Genomic DNA, 18035 nt, shown 5'->3' with positions numbered 1-18035 from the left:
ATCAGGCAACCATACGTGCGCAATGATCTTCTTGTGCATATGCCTTGCCAAAGCGGTTCGAGAGGAATGCTTCGAGCGTAATGTCTTCCTGGCGGATAAAGCCCTGCTGTGGAAGATCACCCTTGGCCAGCATGTCGAGCACAGCGCAGATCGCCGAAGCCGTGGTGATCTGGATGCCCGAGCGAATGATCTTGCCAACCGGAGCGGCATAAACCTTGTTTGCGTAGGTTTCCTGAACCAGACGGCCGTTCTTGGTGCCGGAAACGGTCACAAAAATCACCACGACGTCCTGAAGAGTCGTCGGCAGGGCATTTTCGAAGATGTCCTTGAGCACTTCACGGCGATGGCGCAAACCGAGATCGTTGAGGAGCGCCTTCATCAGCGCAACGTGACCCGGGTAGCGGATGGTGCGATAGTTGAGCGTGCGGACCTTGCCTTCGAGCGTTTCGCAGAGCGTGCCGAGACCACCGGAGGTGTTGAAGGCTTCGTAGGTAACGCCGTCGAGCGAGAACTCTTCGCGTTCTTCGAGAGCAGGAACTTCGCTCAGCTCGCCATTCACGATGGCTTCGCACGGCTCGATATATTCGTTGATGACGCCGTCGGTGCTCCACGTCAGATTGTAGTTCAGAGCATTCGAAGGGTACTGCGGCAGAGCGCCAACGCGCATACGAACGCTGTCGAGCTTGTCGAAACGCTTTGCCAGATCATAGGCAACGATGGAGATGAAGCCAGGAGCGAGGCCACACTGCGGAATGAAAGCGGTCTTGGCTTCCTTTGCCAGTTCCTTGACGCGGCGTGTGCTGGCAACATCTTCGGTCAGGTCGAGATAGTGAACACCTGCCTTAGCAGCTGCTTCGGCGATACGGGTCGTCAGATGGAATGGAGCGGCGCTGAGTACAGCGAACTTTCCGGTCAGAGCAGTTTCAAGAGCCTTGGCATCTTCAATATCAAGTGCCTGCGTCTTGACTTCTGCGCCCGATTCCAGTGCATCGAGCTGCGCCTGAGAGCGGTCGACAACGGTAACGGCATACTCGCCTGTGGAAGCGAGAAGATCGGCAATGGTGGCACCGATTTTGCCTGCGCCGACAACTACGATCTCTTTCATATAACTTTCCCCTTGGAATGCAATTCGGATATGCAAGAATCGCATAGTTCCATGCAAAAAGAAGCATACAAACTGACGATATGACGTTGTTTGTTTGCACATATTGACGTATTTAATATGCATTATGACGACAGAAGCCGATCTTACCCTCATCGCCCTCCTCCGTGAAAATGCCCGCGCCTCGACAGCTGACCTCGCACGGCGCCTCGGAGTGTCCCGAACTACTGTCCAAAGCCGCATCGAAAAGCTTGAGAAACGCGGAGTTATCGAGGGCTACACGGTACGAATCGCACCGGAATTCGAGCGTGATCTGGTTCGCGCTCATGTGCTGGTGACCGCACTACCCAAGCTCGCGCCCAAAGTCGAAACAGTTCTGCGCGGCATGATGGCCGTTCGTTCGCTCCATTCCGTCAGCGGGCATTTCGATATGATCGTCGTTGTGGAAGCTCCTTCTATACAGGAACTCGACGCCGTTCTGGATCGTATAGGCGCGCTGGAAGGCGTTGAGCGCACGATGTCATCCATCATCCTTTCGACGCGAATTGATCGCTGAGGCACAAGATTAGTACGGCAGAAAACGAGATCGCTCTCACCTATCAGATGGAGACTGTTCCACTGGTGCGCTTTCGGCGAAAGAGCATTGCCGCAAGGCCTAAAAGCACGGTGCCTGCGATGAACAAAAATGCTGCGGCAGCGATAGCCGGGCTGATATTTTCTCGAATTGTCGAAAACATCTGGCGTGCCAAAGTACGCTGATTTGGACCAGCGACGAACAGCGTCAGCACAACCTCGTCCAATGAAGTCGCGAACGCCAATACTGCACCAGACGCGATGCCCGGCATGGCGAGCGGAAGTGTGACTTTACGAAAAACTGTCAGAGGCGATGCGCCAAGACTTTCGGCTGCCAGTTCAACACGGCGGTCGATACCTGCCAGAGCACCCGTAACGCTCACCAGAACAAAGGGGATCGAAATCACTGTATGCGCGATAATCACACCGAGATAGGAATTCGCTATTCCGAGCCGGACAAACAATAGCTGCATACCGACGCCCATTACCACGGCGGGAACGACCATGGGCAACAGGAACAAAGTTTTAATGGGGCCTGAAAGAAACAAAATCCTGCTGCGCAGGCCAAGTGCGGCCATCGTTCCCAGCACAGTCGCCAAAATCGTCGTTCCTGAGCCGATAATAAGGCTGTTGACGATTGCGCGCCGCCAGACATCCGCCGTGGCGAGTTCTTCAAACCAGCGCACTGACCAGCCGGGCACTGGATAGGTCAGAAACACGCTGGATGTGAAAGCAAGTGGAAGAATTGCAAACAGCGGAGCAATCAAAAAGACCACCGCGGCCACGCCGAACAGGATTTTCGCGAAGCGCCCCATGGTTACGCTCTCCCCGGTTCATCGGCAGTGAGCCGTCCGTAGACAGCATAGAGTACGAGACAGGCGACGAGCAGCACGAGTCCCAATGCGCCGGCCATACCCCAGTTGGCCGAACCGGTTGCGTAATAGGCGATGATCGAGCTTATCATCTGGTCGCCCGGTCCACCGATCAGAGCCGGAGTTATGTAGTAGCCAATAGCGCTCATGAACACGAGCAGCATGCCAGACAGGATGCCACGCATACTTAAAGGCAGTAGTACCCGCACGAAAGCCCTCCAAGGCGGTGCGCCGAGCGATGCAGCAGCCGGCATGAGATTGCTCGGGATCGATACAAGAACGCTATAAATCGGCAGCACCATGAACGGCAAAAGTACATGGGTCATGGCTATCACTACCCCTGCCCTGTTGAAGATCAACGGTAGCGGTCCATCGGTGACACCAAACCAGATCAACGTATCGTTGATAAGTCCCTTGTCCTGTAGAAGAATGAACCAGGCCGCAGTACGCACCAGCAATGATGTCCACAACGGCAACAGAACTGCCGCAAAAAGCACACTCCTGATCCAGCCTGAGGATGATGTGAGCAAGACGGCATAGGGATAGCCAATTATTGCACAGGCAAGTGTTACCAGCGCGGCAATCCAGAACGTGCGCAGCATAATCGCCCGGTTGGCCGATGTACCGGGCGCCATTGAAACAATTTCTCCGGATGTATCGCGCTCCATATCGACCGCCGCGAGCAGGTTGCGATCAGTTGTTGGTGAAAGCGCATTCGCAATAGCATGCCAAAACTCCGGTCGGCTCCATCGCTTGTCGATCATTTCCAGGTCAGGAACAGGATCGCCCTTCTCGATGGCTGAAAGTGTTTTGCTCATCAAGGTACGAAAGCCCGATTGGGCGCTGTTCAAGCGGCGGACCATGTCGCCTACGGCCTGCTGGTCGGTCGAAGCCTTCAGGTCTGCCACGAGCGCCTGTTTCATTTCAGGTGATGGAGCCGATTGTCCGTCCCAAAAAGTTACAGCCTCGGCGGTCTGGGGGAGAACACGCAAAACCGCCGTATCGGACACGGCCTGTTTCATCATCACCCCAAGCGGCCACAGAAAAAACAAGACAATGAAAACAAGCAGGGGCGCGATCAGAAATATCGCTCGGACAGTTTTGCCGGATGGAACCGTCATGCTGCAATAGTCCAGCAATCAGCAGCATTGAACCCCGCTACGACATCTGTTCCAGGCGCCCATTCACGCGCTTTCCTGTCAAGACGCACAATAAAGTCATGAGCGCTGGCATCCAGCTGGATGCGCAGATGGTCCCCTTGATAGACACTGTCGATCACACGTGTTTTAAGAAGATTGTCTGAACCACCCTCCTCGCCCAGTTCGATGCGCTCGGGCCGGATGGACAGAAGAACTTTCTGTCCCGCCCCCAACGTTTCGTTCGATGACGCGGTTAGTGTGCCGCCATCCTTCAGACGAATGAAAGCGCTCGTACCTTCCACCCGCTCGACCGTTCCTTCAGCAAGATTGGTTTCGCCTATAAATTCGGCGACGAAACGGGTCTGCGGCTCATCATAAATTGCACGCGGCGTGCCAATCTGTTCGATTTTTCCTTTGTTGAAGACAGCGATCCGGTCCGACATGGTCAGCGCTTCGCTTTGATCATGGGTGACAAAGACAATCGTCAGTCCTAACCGGCCATGCAACGCACGAATGTCAAGTTGCATCTGTTCACGTAACTGTTTGTCGAGCGCGCCAAGCGGCTCGTCCATCAAGACCACGCCCGGCTCGAAAACCAGTGCACGGGCGAGCGCCACGCGCTGTTGTTGGCCGCCAGAGAGTTGCGATGGCTTGCGTTCACGCATCGTGGAAAGCTGAACCATATCGAGCACCTTATCCACCAGCTCGCCAATCTCTGCTCTCCCAATACCTCGCATCTGAAGCGGAAAGGCGACATTCTCGCCAACTGTCATATGGGGGAAAAGCGCGTAGTTCTGAAAAACCACTCCCATGTTGCGCTTGTATGAAGGAACCGTATTGATTGCCTTGCCATCGACATGGATTGCTCCACTGCTTGGACTTTCAAACCCGGCAAGCATCATCAAAAGCGTCGTCTTGCCTGAACCCGAAGGACCAAGAAGACTCACGAATTCACCGCGATCAATATCGAGGTTCAAACCATCTATAACTTTGAAATCACCGTAGGATTTGCTGATATTCTCGAAGCGGATGCGGCAGTCCGTCAATGAATCACTCCATCTTCCGGAAAACAGGGAAACCCCGCCGATATTGCACCGACGGGGCCATGACTGTGGATTATTGCGCCAGCCAGGCGTTGAAGCGCTTCGTCAACTCCTCGGAGTTATCGATCCAGAAATCGACGTTAAGAGGAAGGGCGCCTTTCAGATTGTCTTCCGCCGTTGGAAGATCCGATGCGAATTCCGCAGGCACCTTGCTTGCAGCTTCCTTGTTCGGCAGACCGTAAGCGACATATTTCGGCAGCTTCACCTGATTGTCGGGCTGGCTGGCAAAAGCAATGAAATCCAGCCCAGCATCCTTGTTCTCGGCATCTTTCAGGATCACCCAGCTATCGACAGCATAAATACTGCCCGGCCAGACCACCTTGAAGTTCTTGCCTTCGCTCCTGTTTATGCCCGTGATGCGTCCGTTATAGGCCGATGCCATCACCACTTCATCCGAGGCCAGCAATTGCAGCGGCTGTGCTCCTGCTTCCCACCAGACGATGTTCGGCTTCAATTCATCAAGTTTTTTGAACGCGCGATCCACGCCCTCCGGGGTTGAGAGCACATCATAGACCTCATCCTTGTTGACCCCATCGGCGAGGAGAGCGAATTCAAGCGTATACTTGGCGCCCTTACGCAAGGAGCGCTTGCCTGGAAACTTCTTCACATCCCAGAAATCAGCCCAGGATTGTGGGCCATCTTTCAGCTTGTCCGCATTATAGGCGATTGCTGTCGACCACACGATTGCCCCTACACCGCAATCATTGACCGCACTGTCGAGGAACTTGTCCTTGCCGCCAACCTTGTCCCAATCGATTTTCTCGTAAAGACCGTCAGCACAGCCGAGAGCGAGTTCTTCGGCTTCTACCTGCACGACATCCCAGTTGGGTTTTCCTGCTTTCACCTTCGCCTGAACGACGCCGTAACCACCGTCCCAGGATTCATCTAGCAAAGGTTTGCCGGTCTTCTCGGAAAAAGGTTTGAAGTAAATTTCACGCTGGGCGTCCTGATAGTTGCCACCCCAAGACACGACCGTCAGGTCGCGGGCAGCAGCGGAGCCAGTATAAAGTGCGGTTGCTAGGAGTCCGCCCATCAGGGCAAGGCGAGCAATTTTCATCGACATGTTCCCCATTTTGGTTCGACGGGTTGTTCCCGCCGTTGTTGTAATGAGGTCATGCTAACTTGATCGGTAGTCGTGGGCAATATTGTAGTCGTCCAAGAATACAAAAGTAGTATCTGCCCAGCTAGATGTGACAAATCCGGGCGGGAAAGCACCCGGATATGTGATCTAGTCAGTGTCAGACGCGTTCCAGCGCAATGGCGATCCCCTGCCCGACGCCGATGCACATCGTTGCAAGAGCGTGTTTGCCGCCATTGAGCGCAAGTTCGAGCGCCGCCGTGCCCGCGATACGCGCCCCGGACATGCCTAGCGGATGCCCGAGCGCAATAGCGCCACCATTGGGATTGACGCGTTTGTCGTCATCAGCAATTCCAAGATCGCGCAACACTGCCAGTCCCTGCGACGCAAATGCTTCATTCAGTTCAATCACATCGAATGCGTCGGGTGCGATACCGATACGCGCAGATAGCTTCTTTGTCGCCGGAGCGGGACCAATACCCATAATGCGCGGAGGAACACCCGCCGTGGCGCCGCCCATAATACGGGCAATCGGTGTGAGGCCGTATTTCCTGATGGCTGCTTCAGATGCGATGATAAGCGCGGCAGCTCCATCATTGACACCGGAAGCATTGCCCGCCGTCACAGTGCCACCCTCACGAAAGGGCGTGCCCAACTTCGCCAGTGCTTCCAGGCTCGTGGCGCGAGGGTGTTCATCCTTAACGACAACGACCGGATCGCCCTTGCGTTGCGAGATCGTGATCGGAACGATTTCCTTTGCAAGGCGTCCATTGGCTTGCGCGGCTGCCGCCTTTTCCTGACTGCGAAGTGCAAAAGCGTCCTGATCCCGCCGCGAGACGTTGAAATCTTCGGCAACATTTTCACCCGTTTCAGGCATAGAATCGACACCGTACTGTTTTTTCATCAAAGGGTTGATGAACCGCCAGCCGATTGTCGTATCGAAGATTTCCGCCTTGCGTGAAAATGCACTGTCGGCCTTAGGCATGACAAAGGGGGCGCGGCTCATGCTCTCCACACCGCCAGCAATGAGCAGTTCCGCCTCACCAGCCCTGATAGCACGTGCAGCCGTTATGACTGCATCCATCCCGGAACCACAGAGACGGTTTATCGTCGTTCCAGACACTCCTGCCGGCAGCCCGGCCAGAAGCAGCGACATGCGCGCAACATTGCGGTTGTCTTCGCCCGCCTGATTGGCCGAGCCGAAAATCACATCGTCGACAGCTTCCCAATCGACGGAACCATTACGCTCCATAAGCGCTTTCAGCGGAATGGCGCCGAGATCGTCGGCACGCACGGAAGAAAGCGCGCCACCATAACGACCAATGGGAGTGCGAATGTAATCGCAGATATAGGCTTCACTCATTACATGGTCTCACAATTCGGGAACAACGAGATCGGCGACCGGGCCGTCGATATGCAACGTCGCGCCGGTCATGGCTTGAAGGTCTTCCAGCGTCATGGCGGCCAGCTTTTCACGCAACACGAAACGCCCCTTGTCGATATCGATCACAGCATGGCTGGTATAGATGCGGGTGATACATGCGACGCCGCTTAGCGGAAAAGTGCACTTTTCAACCAGCTTCGGTTCACCCTTCTTCGTTACATGCTCGGTGATGACGACAACTTGCTTCGCACCATGTACCAGATCCATCGCACCGCCCACTGCGGGCACGCCTTTGGCGCCAACACGCCAATTGGCGAGATCACCATTCTGGGCAACCTGATAGGCGCCGAGAATCGCGACATCGAGATGTCCGCCGCGCACCATCGCGAAACTATCGGCATGATGGAAAAATGCCGCGCCGGACTTTAGCGTAACAGCCTTCTTGCCAGCATTGATCAGGTCCCAGTCTTCCTCACCTGCTGGCGGCGCTTCACCGAAATCCAGAACGCCGTTCTCCGTGTGAAAAATCGCTTCACGTCCTTCCGGTTGATAGCGGGCGACCATTTCGGGAAAGCCAATTCCAAGATTTACATAGGCACCATCCTGAATATCCTGCGCGGCGCGCCATGCGATCTGGGCGTTGGACAGTTTGATGTCATCATGAATATCAATCATCATACGTAGGTCACTCCAGCACGAATGAGCTCTTCTTCTTGCTGCGGATTTGCAACTTCAACGACACTGTCGACGAAGATACCCGGCGTGATGATATTTTCCGGCTCAATGCCTCCGAGCGGAACGATTTCCGATACCTGTACAATCGTCCTTGCAGCAGCCATACACATGAGTGGATTGAAATTACGCGCAGCCATGCGGTAGGTCAGATTGCCGTGCGTATCGCCAAGATGCGCTTTAATGAGCGCATAATCAGCTTTCAGCCAACGCTCCTGCACGTAAGGTCGTCCATCAAATTCAGCTATTACCTTGCCTTCGGCGAGTTCCGTGCCATAGGCTGTCGGCGTGTAGAACGCCGGGATACCAGCGCCACCTGCTCGGATACGCTCAGCAAGCGTTCCTTGCGGTACAAGTTCCAGATCGATTTCACCGGCAATATATTTGTCCGTGAAAGCGCGCGGATCGGAAGACCGCGGGAATGAACAGATCATCTTGCGCACCATCCCGGCGTCAATCATTGCCGCGATGCCGATGCGCCCATTGCCCGCATTATTGTTGATCACCGTCAAGTTCTTCGGCCCCTTATCGATCAGGGCATGGATCAATTCTATTGGCGCGCCTGAGCCACCGAACCCCCCGATCATGACCGTAGCGCCATCGTCTATTCCGGCAACAGCCTCGGTCAGACTTCCGATTGTCTTGTCCATTTTACCTCCATACCAGAGCGTTCGAGCTTCGTGCTTGAGCGTCCGGTCGCAATCGCACTGGAGTTAGCCACCTCGTCGGCAAAGGGTCAAACATTTTGTGCGATATTTGACATTTGTTCAGATACCGCACAAAGTATCTACGCAAACTGAGAGGGATTTCATGCGCGAAACAGATTTCATCGGCGGTTTTGCAAAGGGATTGAAGGTCATCGAAGCGTTCGGTGAAGACCAACCACGTCTTTCAATAGCGGACGTTTCAAAAATAACTGGTCTCGATCGTGCAACCGCACGACGGTGCCTGCTGACGCTGACCGAGCTCGAATATGCCGAGTATGACGGCAAGTTCTTCATGCTTCTGCCCAAAATTCTTCGGCTCGGGCATGCCTATCTATCTTCGACGCCATTGCCGACAATTATCCAGCCGCATCTGGACCGGCTCTCTGATGCCGTCGGAGAGAGCGCATCCGCATCCGTTCTGGATGGAACGGAAATTGTTTACATCGCGCGCGCCTCACAAATGCGCGTGATTTCCATCAACTTGATGGCGGGAAGCAGGCTTCCAGCCTACTGTGCTTCGATGGGGCGTGTGCTTCTGGCCTGGCTTCATGAACCCGAGGCTCAGGTGCTTCTCGAGCGCACTGAACGGAAAGCTTTGACACCATTTACAAAGGTGGAAATTGCCCCGCTGATGACAGAACTCTCCATTATTCGTGGTCAAGGTTATGCAATCAACGATCAGGAACTGGAGATCGGACTACGCTCCATCGCTGTTCCTGTTTTCAATCATCGAGGTTTAGTAGTTGCGGCGCTTAACATCGGGGCACCCGTGGCACATGTCGAAACAATTGACCTTGTGGAACGCTTCCTGCCTGCAATGCTTCAAGTCCAGTTGGATCTACGCAATTTGCTGAGATGACCGCAGAGAATGAAAAATCCAATTAATTCTATGATGATGAATCCAGAGCGGCCAGACGCTCGCGCTCCCTCAAACGGAATGTACGGGGTGTTTCGCTCGTCATCTTCAGGAAAAAGCGTGAAAAATATGCGGGATCTGAAAAGCCAAGGCTGTAGGCGATATGCTGCACCGACGATGGCATGGCTATCAAATCGCGCTTGGCCGTCTCAATCAGCCTGCTTGCAACCATGTCTTGTGTCGTCCTTCCTGTCAGTTGTTTGACAGTCCGGTTGAGATGCGTTGATGAAACACCCAACAGTTTCGCATAAAATGAAACGGGCTTGTGTTCTCGGTAATGACGGTCGATCAGTTCCTGCAAGCGCTCAATACGAGCATGCCCATATATCTGACGGTCTTCCTGCTTTGCGGAATTTGAAGAATAAGCGTGTCGCAGAACATAGACGAATGCGGCTTGAACAAGAGATTCCAGCAGGCTGTTTTTATATGGTTTTCTCGTGTGAAACTCATCTTGTACTTGCCGCAGAAGAGAGGAAAGTAACGCCAGATTCTCGTCGCCCGCTCCTTTCATCGATATGAGTTGAGGATGCATCAACCACTTCGCCATAACGCCCCCAGAGCCGTCTCCAATAAACGGCATATGAGGGCTCAAAATCGTTACAATGTGCCCCACTATATCTCGAGAGAATGCAAACCCATGATTGAAACCGGGTGGCACCATAATGGCACATGGCGTTTGAAAGGGGTAGATGACGCCATCGAAGCTCACCTGCCCCGCACCCCCTTCAATATATAAAAGCTGAAAGAAGCTCTCGTGACGATGCAACGAAATTTCGAAATTATGCAAACTTGATCGCGAGAAAAGCGTCTCGCAGTGTAGCCAAAAATCCGGCTTCTGCTCGCGTTCTTCTCCATAAAGCTCGTATGTTGGAACAAAATTATCCGACACTTACCCTCCAATCATGTTCGATTTGTACAATAAATAGTCGAGATTATCCATTGCCAGCAGGAACGTTCCTTCAAGAATAAAGACGGAATTGCATTGGGAGGAACTTATGCGCACTCAGGTGGCAATCATCGGATCGGGCCCGGCCGGCCTGCTCCTCGGCCAACTTCTGACTAAAGCCGGGATAGACAATGTCGTGCTGGATCGCGTCAGCGCGGATTATATTCTGGGCCGTGTACGTGCTGGCGTCTTGGAAGAAGGCACCGTCAATCTGATGGATGAAGCCGAAGCTTCAACACGCCTTCAAGCAGAGGGATTGCCACATGACGGTTTCTCACTCGCCTTCGACGGTCGGGATCACCGTATCGACCTGCACAAACTGACCGGCAAGCGCGTTACGGTTTATGGCCAGACTGAGATGACGCACGACCTTATGGATGAACGGCGGAAGTCGAACACCACCAGCATTTATGAAGCCGCCAACGTAACACCGCATGATTTCGATACGACATCGCCATATATTACCTACGAAAAGGACGGCAAAACCCATCGCATCGACTGCGATTTCATCGCTGGATGTGACGGGTATCACGGCATAAGCCGCAAATCTGTACCGGACAAGGCAATCGATATCTTTGAAAAGATCTATCCTTTCGGCTGGCTCGGTATTCTGGCCGACATTCCGCCGGTCGCTCATGAGTTGATCTATGCCAACCACGAACGTGGTTTTGCGCTTTGCTCCATGCGCTCGCTCACACGCAGCCGTTACTACATCCAATGTTCACTTGATGAAAAGATCGAAAACTGGAGCGACGAACGCTTTTACGATGAACTGCGCTGTCGCCTTCCGGCACATCATGCCGAAGCAATGATAACCGGACCGTCTTTCGAGAAATCCATTGCGCCTATACGCTCTTTCGTGGCTGAACCAATGCGCTTTGGACAGCTTTTCCTTGTTGGAGATGCCGCTCATATCGTTCCTCCGACAGGTGCGAAAGGGCTAAACCTCGCCGCCAGCGACGTGCACTATCTTTACGAAGGATTGAGAGAGTTTTATCTGGGCAAATCAAAATCTGGCATCGACGCTTATTCTGCTAATGCGCTTGCGCGCATCTGGAAGGCCGAACGCTTTTCATGGTCCATGACCAAAATGCTACACCGATTTCCTGATATGGTTCCGTTTGATCAGAAAGTGCAGGAAGCAGAACTTGACTACTTCTGCACTTCCGAAGCTGCCTCAACCGCACTTGCTGAAAACTACGTCGGATTGCCGTTCTGAACGGTGAATACTATAAATAAGGTTTAACTAATTTTATTTAATAAAACATATAGAACTGATGCTTTAATTTAGAATTGATGTAGAATTCTATTTCTAATCGAACCCCCAGCAAGAAGTTCCGGCCAGAACTTCTTGCAAATAGCGCGGTCAGCTACCTTATTTGGGTAGCTGGCCGCGTTAATCTCTAGAGCTTCACACCAGCAGCTTCGCGCAACGTCTGGATCAGAATTTGCATAGCGGCTGTCTGTGTCGTGTCAGTTCGCATGGTCAACCCTACCGGACCTGTCGTTTCGCTTGTATCGATGGAAAGAGCGACAAGCTTGCCTTCAGATACATCTCTGGCAGCAACCCCTTCTGAAATGATCCACACCGCATCACTGTCGCGGACGAAAGCACGTCCAAATGCATCGGAAACGGTCTCAATCTGAACTGGCAGGGCACCTATACCGTTCGTAATCAGCAAACGATCCACAAACGGGCGAATGATTGAATTGCGTGTCGGCATCAGAACCGGGTAGTCGGCCAGATGCTCGAAAACCGCGCGTCCGTCCGTCAGGGGATGCCCTGTCCTGACAAGAAATCGAACCTGCTCCGAATAAAGATGCTCGAATGAAAAACCGGTCATCTTTTCTGGCGCGGCAAGCCGCCCTACAACCAGATCGAGATCGCCAACCCGTAGCTGCTCCAGAAGAACAGCATTTTCACCCGTAACGATTTTTACACGGCTAGACGTTCTTTCCGCGAGAAACAGGCTCATCGCTTTCGGCATGATGCGTGTTGAGACTGTCGGCAAGGCGCCAATACGAATAGGCGGTCCTGATCCATCCAATTCTTGCGACACGGAATCCAGCCCTTGCCGTAAGGCGGTCAAAGCCGTCCCAGCATGACGCAGGAATACTTCACCGAACCGCGTTATCCTTATGCCACGACCATCGCGTTCCACTACTGGAACGCCCAGAATCTCCTCCAGCTCACGCATCGTCTTGGTCACTGCTGGTTGGCTGATACTCAGGAGTTCGGAGGCCTTGACCACACTCTTCTGTCGCGCAACCTCAACAAACGTATGCAGATGACGAAATTTGATCCTGTTCCCAATCACTTATCTATAACCCTGTAGTTATGATTTTTGCGAATAATATCATTTTACTTAACCAGTTCAAAGCACGACAGTGCGATGCAAGAGGAGAAAGCTGTGCAGTTCGCATCCATAAACGACGTCGTCATCCATTATGATTTCCAGCCAATAGCCGCAGAGAAGCCTGTTCTGGTTTTCATCAACTCGCTCGGAACCGATTTCCGGATATGGGATGAAGTTCGCGCACGCCTGCGCAACGACGTATCGACGCTCGTTTATGATAAGCGCGGCCACGGCCTTTCAGATGTCGGAGCCCCCCCCTACACAATCGAACTCCTTGCGACCGACCTCATCAACCTGCTCGACAAGCTTTCGATAAAACGGGCGATCATTTGCGGTCTTTCCGTCGGTGGACTGATCGCGCAAGGTGTTTATGCAGCGCGCCCCGATCTGGTGGCCGGATTCGTTTTGTCCAACACCGCTCACAAGATCGGTACAGCAGCGATGTGGGACGCGCGCATAGCTGCTATTCAGCAAGATGGCCTTTCAAGCATCCTCGACGCGACAATGCCCCGCTGGTTCACGTCGGACTATCGCCGCTCCGATAATCCTGCCTATCATGCCTATTTCAATATGTTCGTTCGGCAACCGCTCGACGGCTATGCGGCCACCTGTGCCGCGCTGCGTGAAGCGGATTTAACCGAAGTAGCCAGAACTATTTCGGTGCCAACACTTTGTTTGGTCGGTGATCAGGACGGCTCCACGCCGCCTACCCTTGTGCGCGAACTGGCAAGTCTTATCCCTGAAGCAGATTTCACGGAGATTGCCGCCAGCGGTCACATTCCCTGCGTTGAACAGCCCGATGCCTATGTCTCGCTGTTGCGCAACTTTATTTCAAACAGATTCTAACATGGAGAGTAGCCATGGCTGACAAGGCAGTGCGGTCGGAACGCTACAAGATCGGCATGAACGTGCGCCGTTCAGTTCTGGGCGATACGCATGTGGATCGCGCTTCAAACGGTGCAACCGACCTTGATGCTCCGTTTCAGGAGCTTATAACAGAAGCCGCATGGGGCACGGTCTGGGCGCGACCCGGCTGGACCAAACGAGAACGGTCGATCGTTACGATTGCACTGCTTGCAGCACTCGGGCAAGACGATGAAGTTGCCATGCATATACGCGCTACGAAAAATACGGGCGCAACGAAGGAGGACATCTGCGAAGCATTGATGCATGTTGCAATCTATGCGGGGGTTCCGGCATCGAACCACGCTTTCAAGATCGCAAAGCAGACCTATGCGCAGATGGAAGCGGAGGAAACTGAAAAATGAAGAACAGTCTGCCGGAGGCAACTCCGTTCTTTGCTCGCGATCTGTCCATGCATCCACCGGCTTACACGCCGTGGTATAAGACCTCCGTCCTTCGCTCGCCTACTCGTGCTTTGCTTTCGCTCGAAGGCACCAAAAGTGAAATTACGGGCCCGGTATTCGGGCACAGTATGCTGCACGAGCTGGATAATGACCTCATCCTCAATTATGCGCGCCCCGGCGAAATGCCGATAGGTCCGCGCATCCTTGTTCATGGTCGTGTTCTGGACGAGAGTAGCCGTCCTGTTCCAGGCGCACTGCTGGAATTCTGGCAGGCCAACGCTGGCGGGCGTTATCGCCACAAGAAAGAAACCTATCTTGCGGCCATCGACCCCAACTTCGGCGGCGTCGGTCGCACGGTCACGGACGAAAACGGCTACTACTGGTTCAAGACCATAAAGCCCGGCCCGTACCCTTGGCCAAATGGTGTCAATGACTGGCGTCCGGCTCACATCCATTTTTCTGTGTTCGGTCATGGCTTTGCACAGCGCCTCATCACACAGATGTATTTCGAGGGCGATCCGCTAATCTGGATTTGCCCGATCGTAAAAACTATTCCCGACAAATCAGCTGTCGAACGGCTGGTCGCACCTCTGGACATGAACGCTAATTTGCCGATGGATATGCTTGCTTACAAGTTCGACATTGTGTTGCGCGGGCGCCGCGCAACCTTGTTTGAAAATCGCCCGGAGGGCAACTGATATGGTGCAACCTCTCGGCTATCTGAAAGAAACCGTATCACAGACTGCGGGCCCTTACGTCCATATCGGATTGACACCCAATTTTGTTGGCATCAACGGCATTTTCGAGCAGGATCTCGGCTCCGGCCCTCTCTATAATGAGAAGACGACAGGCGAACGCATCACTATCAAGGGCCATGTCATCGATGGCATAGGCGCACCAATCCGCGATGCGTTGGTAGAAATATGGCAGGCTGATGCAAAAGGCCTCTATAACAGCCCCTCTGAAACCGGCGGCAAGGCCGACCCTGGCTTTCGTGGATGGGGCCGTTGTGCGAGCCATATGGACACGGGCGAGTTCACTTTCGAGACGATCAAACCTGGCCGCGTTTTTTTCAAAGATGGCCGCCTCATGGCACCACACGTTACCTTGTGGATCGTGGCCCGCGGCATTAATCTCGGACTGCAGACGCGGATGTATTTTTCCGATGAAGCCGATGCGAATGCAGAGGACCCGGTCCTTGCACGCATCGAACATCGCAGCCGGGCGCAAACACTGATTGGTCAGCGTGAGGGTAGCGTCTATCATTTCGATATTCACTTGCAGGGCGAGAAAGAAACTGTCTTTTTCGATATTTGACGCATGAGCATCTCGGTCTTCGAACATCCGTTTCTGGCACAGCTTTTCGGCGACGACGAAGAGATATTGAGCCTGTTTACTGCGGCGGCTGATATTGCCGAGATGTTGCGCTTTGAAGCGGCTTTGGCTGAAGCTCAAGCGGGGCTCGGCTTGATACCGGTCGAGGCAGGACAAGCGATCAAACAAGCCTCAGAAACGTTCGAACCCAACCTATCCGATCTGGCAACAGCGACAGCGCGTGACGGGGTTGTCATTCCCTCACTCGTGAAAGAACTGCGTCTGGCGGTCGGAACGGATTACGGCGAATACGTTCATTTCGGCGCGACGAGCCAGGATGCCATCGATACGAGCCTGATTTTGCGGCTGAAACGCGCAAGTACAATTCTTTATGGGCGAATTCAGCAACTCACGCAGCGTTTCGATTGGCTTGATGCGACGTTCGGAAGGAATGCTCTGACGGGTTATACACGTATGCAATCCGCTATTCCGATCACCGTATCGGACCGCATCTCAAGCTGGAAAAACCCGCTCAACGCTTATGAGACCAAACTGAACACCATCGTCTTTCCCGTACAGTTCGGAGGTGCAGCCGGAACGCTTGAAAAATTCGGAGATCAGGCACCGGCTCTGCGTGCTTTGCTGGCTGATAGGCTCGGATTGCACGATAGCCCGCAATGGCATAGCCAGCGGGCCTTCATTGTCGAGTTCGGCAATCTGCTTTCGCTCATCACGGGTACTCTTGGAAAATTCGGGCAAGATATTGCGCTTATGGCTGAACTGGGCACCGAACTGTCCTTGACCGGTGGTGGCGGTTCGTCCGCCATGCCCCACAAGCAAAATCCGGTGTCAGCAGAGATACTGGTCAGCCTTGCCCGTTTCAACGCGGCCCAAATGGGTGGTTTGCATCAGGCTATGGTGCATGAGCAGGAGCGCTCAGGCGCGGCCTGGATGATCGAATGGATGATCCTGCCGCAAATTGTTGCGTCGACTGGCAGTGCCCTCAAGATTGCATCAATCCTGATCGATAAGGTGGTTCGAATCGGAAACGAACAATTCTCGGACACATAACCATCCGGGTATCGTTTATGAGGAATTTTTCATTTTACATGACCAATTAGATAGGCATGCTGAAATCAGGACATTCCCTGTTGCGACGAGACGGTCACGCGCGGGAATGGTGGGCGATAGGGAGGAGAACATGAAGAAAATTGTATTCACCGCGCTTGCGGTCTTTTCACTCACAGCATCAGCAGCTTATGCCGATGTGGTAAAGGTCGGCGTCATTGGTCCATTTTCAGGCCCGTTTGCTCTTCAGGGCAAGAACTTCAAGGCCGGCATCGACGCCTATATGACAGAGCACGGCAACACGATCGGCGATGACACTGTCGAGATCGTTTATCGTGATGTGCCGCAGGCCGATCCGGCGCAATCGAAGGCGCTTGCGCAGGAACTCGTGGTCAAGGAAGGCGTCCAATATCTTGCTGGCTTCTATTTCACCCCTGACGCCATGGCGGTTACGCCCATTCTCAAACAGGGCAATGTGCCGATGGTCGTCATGAATGCCGCCACCTCTTCCATTGTAACGAAGAGCCCTTATGTGGTGCGCACCTCGTTCACCACATGGCAAACGTCAACCCCGATCGCAAAGGTTGCACTCGACAAGGGTGTGAAGAAAGTCATCTCGGTTGTCAGCGATTATGGGCCCGGCGTGGATGCGGAAAACGCTTTCAAGGCAGCGTTTACAGAAGCTGGTGGCGAAGTGGTCGAAGCTATTCGGATGCCGCTCGCTACGAACGATTTCAGCCCTATCATGCAGCGTATAAAAGACTCTGGCGCGCAAGGCGTGTTTGCTTTTCTGCCGTCTGGACCAACCACGCTCGGTTTCATGAAATCCTATGTCGACAACGGATTGAAAGGCTCGGGCATTCAGCTTTTTGCTCCAGGTGACCTGACACAAGAATCCGATCTTCCCGCACTCGGAGAAAATGCTCTCGGTGTTCTGACGACTTTCCACTACGCAGTCTCGCATGACTCGCCAGAAAACAAGAAGTTTGTCGAGGAAGCTCGAAAGGCCATCGGCAATCCTGTGGAGTTGTCCTTCCCTTCGGTCGGCGCTTATGATGGCATGCATGTCATCTACAAGATGATCGAAGCGACCGGCGGTGAAAAAGATGCTGAAAAGGCGGTAGAGGCCGTGAAAGGCATGGAATGGATCAGTCCTCGCGGCCCTGTATCCATCGACCCCGAAAGCCGCCATATGACGCAGAACATCTATCTGCGCGAAGTCGCCAAGGCTGATGACGGCACTTACTATAACAAGGAAATTCAAACCTTCGAAAAGCAGGGCGACCCCGGCCTAAAAGCTCAATAACTCCGGCATTCAAGAGTTAACGCCTTGATGCCTGAGCAGGCGTAAAGCGCGCTCATAGCTCATAACTGCTTATTTTAACGCGCACCCGAAAATTTTTTCGTGCTTTTCGGGATGCGCTCAACAGGACCACT

Annotated in this window: 19 protein-coding genes; 9 read left to right on the top strand and 10 right to left on the bottom strand. The window is 53.5% G+C overall.

The genetic code is table 11. The features are described from left to right. Position 1 precedes the first annotated feature (1 nt). Positions 2 to 1105, bottom strand: coding sequence for a saccharopine dehydrogenase family protein (locus tag FG152_RS02550; protein WP_010658899.1), 1104 nt, complete (start codon positions 1103 to 1105; stop codon positions 2 to 4). 124 nt (positions 1106 to 1229) lie between these two features. Here FG152_RS02550 and FG152_RS02545 point away from each other — a divergent pair, with 124 nt between their 5' ends. Further along, entirely contained in the window at positions 1230 to 1658 is a 429-nt protein-coding gene (locus tag FG152_RS02545) for an Lrp/AsnC family transcriptional regulator (protein WP_029375973.1), read from the top strand. A 43-nt stretch (positions 1659 to 1701) separates the two neighbouring features. Here the strand turns inward: FG152_RS02545 and FG152_RS02540 are convergent, their stop codons facing one another. From FG152_RS02540 to FG152_RS02510, 7 genes are all read right to left on the bottom strand, one after another. Continuing rightward, positions 1702 to 2490: an ABC transporter permease gene (locus tag FG152_RS02540; RefSeq protein ID WP_010658901.1), complete on the bottom strand. Its 789-nt coding sequence runs from the start codon at positions 2488 to 2490 to the stop codon at positions 1702 to 1704. Between the two features lie 2 nt (positions 2491 to 2492). Then, positions 2493 to 3668 (bottom strand): ABC transporter permease, encoded by a 1176-nt coding sequence (locus FG152_RS02535; RefSeq protein WP_010658902.1) that lies wholly within the window; start codon positions 3666 to 3668, stop codon positions 2493 to 2495. After that, the gene (locus FG152_RS02530; protein ID WP_498985190.1) at positions 3665 to 4732 is read right to left on the bottom strand and encodes an ABC transporter ATP-binding protein; all 1068 of its coding nucleotides are present in this window, start codon (positions 4730 to 4732) and stop codon (positions 3665 to 3667) included. The genes FG152_RS02535 and FG152_RS02530 overlap by 4 nt, the downstream gene beginning before the upstream one ends. 70 nt (positions 4733 to 4802) lie before the next feature. Further along, entirely contained in the window at positions 4803 to 5846 is a 1044-nt protein-coding gene (locus tag FG152_RS02525) for an ABC transporter substrate-binding protein (RefSeq protein WP_010658904.1), read from the bottom strand. A 181-nt stretch (positions 5847 to 6027) separates the two neighbouring features. Next, entirely contained in the window at positions 6028 to 7230 is a 1203-nt protein-coding gene (gene pcaF, locus FG152_RS02520; RefSeq protein ID WP_010658905.1) for a 3-oxoadipyl-CoA thiolase, read from the bottom strand. Between the two features lie 9 nt (positions 7231 to 7239). Then, positions 7240 to 7929, bottom strand: coding sequence for a CoA transferase subunit B (locus FG152_RS02515; protein WP_010658906.1), 690 nt, complete (start codon positions 7927 to 7929; stop codon positions 7240 to 7242). Continuing rightward, entirely contained in the window at positions 7926 to 8633 is a 708-nt protein-coding gene (locus FG152_RS02510) for a 3-oxoacid CoA-transferase subunit A (protein WP_010658907.1), read from the bottom strand. Before FG152_RS02510 ends, FG152_RS02515 begins: the two co-directional genes overlap by 4 nt. 160 nt (positions 8634 to 8793) lie before the next feature. On the opposite strand from FG152_RS02510, the gene FG152_RS02505 reads away from it, so the two are divergent. Beyond that, positions 8794 to 9549, top strand: coding sequence for an IclR family transcriptional regulator (locus tag FG152_RS02505; RefSeq protein WP_010658908.1), 756 nt, complete (start codon positions 8794 to 8796; stop codon positions 9547 to 9549). A 28-nt stretch (positions 9550 to 9577) separates the two neighbouring features. Here FG152_RS02505 and FG152_RS02500 read toward each other — a convergent pair whose 3' ends face one another. Further along, complete coding sequence (locus FG152_RS02500; RefSeq protein WP_029375974.1) at positions 9578 to 10495, bottom strand: helix-turn-helix domain-containing protein; 918 nt, start codon at positions 10493 to 10495, stop codon at positions 9578 to 9580. A gap of 106 nt (positions 10496 to 10601) precedes the next feature. Between FG152_RS02500 and pobA the strand changes: the two genes are divergently transcribed. Continuing rightward, entirely contained in the window at positions 10602 to 11771 is a 1170-nt protein-coding gene (gene pobA / locus FG152_RS02495) for a 4-hydroxybenzoate 3-monooxygenase (protein WP_376912466.1), read from the top strand. Positions 11772 to 11955: 184 nt separating this feature from the next. Here the strand turns inward: pobA and pcaQ are convergent, their stop codons facing one another. Continuing rightward, positions 11956 to 12870: a pca operon transcription factor PcaQ gene (gene pcaQ / locus FG152_RS02490; protein ID WP_010658911.1), complete on the bottom strand. Its 915-nt coding sequence runs from the start codon at positions 12868 to 12870 to the stop codon at positions 11956 to 11958. Between the two features lie 93 nt (positions 12871 to 12963). On the opposite strand from pcaQ, the gene pcaD reads away from it, so the two are divergent. The 6 genes from pcaD (at position 12964) to FG152_RS02460 (ending at position 17904) form a co-directional block, all read left to right on the top strand. After that, entirely contained in the window at positions 12964 to 13755 is a 792-nt protein-coding gene (pcaD, locus tag FG152_RS02485; protein ID WP_498985183.1) for a 3-oxoadipate enol-lactonase, read from the top strand. 14 nt (positions 13756 to 13769) lie between these two features. After that, positions 13770 to 14177 (top strand): 4-carboxymuconolactone decarboxylase, encoded by a 408-nt coding sequence (gene pcaC / locus FG152_RS02480; protein ID WP_010658913.1) that lies wholly within the window; start codon positions 13770 to 13772, stop codon positions 14175 to 14177. Further along, complete coding sequence (pcaH, locus tag FG152_RS02475) at positions 14174 to 14914, top strand: protocatechuate 3,4-dioxygenase subunit beta (RefSeq protein ID WP_010658914.1); 741 nt, start codon at positions 14174 to 14176, stop codon at positions 14912 to 14914. The genes pcaC and pcaH overlap by 4 nt, the downstream gene beginning before the upstream one ends. Position 14915: 1 nt before the next feature. Next, positions 14916 to 15533, top strand: coding sequence for a protocatechuate 3,4-dioxygenase subunit alpha (pcaG, locus tag FG152_RS02470; protein ID WP_010658915.1), 618 nt, complete (start codon positions 14916 to 14918; stop codon positions 15531 to 15533). Between the two features lie 3 nt (positions 15534 to 15536). Next, a complete protein-coding gene (locus FG152_RS02465; protein ID WP_010658916.1) occupies positions 15537 to 16601 on the top strand; it encodes a 3-carboxy-cis,cis-muconate cycloisomerase in 1065 nt (354 codons plus the stop codon). Between the two features lie 130 nt (positions 16602 to 16731). Continuing rightward, positions 16732 to 17904 carry an ABC transporter substrate-binding protein gene (locus FG152_RS02460; RefSeq protein ID WP_010658917.1) on the top strand — a complete coding sequence of 391 codons (1173 nt, stop codon included), beginning with the start codon at positions 16732 to 16734 and terminating at the stop codon, positions 17902 to 17904. The last annotated feature ends 131 nt before the right edge of the window (positions 17905 to 18035 follow it).

This window comes from Ochrobactrum sp. XJ1, from assembly GCF_024701725.1.
Taxonomy (GTDB): Bacteria; Pseudomonadota; Alphaproteobacteria; order Rhizobiales; family Rhizobiaceae; genus Brucella; species Brucella anthropi.
The sequence above is the reverse complement of the archived record's forward strand: the minus strand, read 5'-3'. Positions and strand labels throughout refer to the sequence as shown.